The 1,607-nt window shown below is 66.4% G+C and carries 1 pseudogene; it reads left to right on the top strand.

Going from position 1 to position 1,607, the window contains the following annotated elements:
• Nucleotides 1-15: 15 nt before the first annotated feature.
• A pseudogene (locus N1058_RS23960) lies at nt 16-1,607 on the top strand (TonB-dependent receptor); the annotation flags it as partial.

Genomic DNA, 1,607 nt, shown 5'->3' with positions numbered 1-1,607 from the left:
ACCATCGGCAAGCGCATGGGCGACGACAACATCGAGGTGGCGCGTCCGGGCGAGTATGACGAGGTCTATTCCAAGGGCCGGCTGGCCTTCTATCTGAAGGGCAAGATCAAGGGCAAATATCTGCTCACGGCGGCCGCCGACAGCGGCGAGGACGACCTCGACACCCTGTTCCGCAATCTCGACGGCACCGACCCGCGCCGGCTGCTGCGCCGGCTCGACCCGGATGATTATTATCCCGTCTATGGCGACGATTCCACCATGGTGGAGGATGCTCCCACCAACGGCAAGTTCTATGTGCGGCTGGAGCGCGGCGACAGCCACGTCATGTGGGGGAACTACAAGACGTCCATCACCGGTACCGAGTTCCTGCGCTCCGAGCGGGCGCTCTACGGTGCCAACGCCGTCTATTCTTCCGAAGCCACGACCTCCTTCGGCGAGCGCCGCACAGAGGTCACGCTCTATGCGGCCCAGCCCGACACGTTGCCGCAGCGCGAGGAGTTCCTGGGCACCGGCGGCTCGGCCTATTTCCTCAAGCGCCAGGACATTATCGAGGGCTCCGAGACAGTCACTGTCGAAACGCGCGATGCAGTGACCGGGCGCATCGTCGGGCGCCATACCTTGCGCTATGGCGAGGATTACAGCTTCGACTACATGCAAGGAGTGATCATCCTGCGCCGCCCACTCACCTCGATGACAGGCACCGACGGTCCGGTGCGCGACGGCGCGTTGGGCGGCAACAAGCTCTATCTGACGGTGCAGTACGAGTTCGAGCCAGTGGCCAGCGACGTCGACGGCTACGTCTATGGCGGCCGCGCCCAGCATTGGCTGAACGACAACGTACGCGTCGGCGTCACCGGCATGGACGAGAGCACCGGGCTTGCCGACCAGCAGGCCTTCGGCGCCGACCTGCAGCTGCGCCATTCCGAGCGCACGTTCCTCGAGGCCGAGGTCGCCCGCTCGAAAGGCCCGGGCTTCGGCCTGTCGCGCTCCAGCGATGGCGGGCTGACCTGGGGCGACCGGCCCTCGACCGGGTCGCGCGACCGCGAGGCGACCGCCTGGCGCGTGCGCGGCCAGATCGCCCTGGAGGAGGTCGGCGCCGGCATCCAGGGCACGGTGGGCGGCTATTACGAGGAGAAGGAGGCCGGCTTCTCGACCTTGTCCGAGCAGATCAATGTCGATCGGCGCATCTGGGGCGCCCATGCCGATCTGGAGCTGACCGAGCGGCTCGCGCTGGGGCTGGCCTATGACGACCTGAAGGACGACGACGGCCAGGTCAAACGCGACGGCACCGCCAGCGTCAGCTGGGAGATGAACCGGCACTGGAGAGTATCCTTCGGGGTCAGCTATTCGGAGCTCATGTCACCGCGCGCCGTTCAATCCGGCAAGTCCGGCTATAACGGCTCAAGGCTCGATGCCGGCGCCCGCATCGATTACCGCATCGATGACGACCGCAAGGTTTATGCCTTCGCGCAAGGGACGATTCACCGCTCGCGCGACATCGACCGCAACGACCGTGCAGGCGTCGGCGCCGAGTGGCAGCTGACCGACACGGTGGGGGTGAACGGCGAGGTGTCCTACGGCACCCACGGCCTCGGCGCGCTGGCCGG

Source organism: Nitratireductor luteus, assembly GCF_026162365.1.
Taxonomy (GTDB): Bacteria; Pseudomonadota; Alphaproteobacteria; order Rhizobiales; family Rhizobiaceae; genus Chelativorans; species Chelativorans luteus.
The sequence above is the reverse complement of the archived record's forward strand: the minus strand, read 5'-3'. Positions and strand labels throughout refer to the sequence as shown.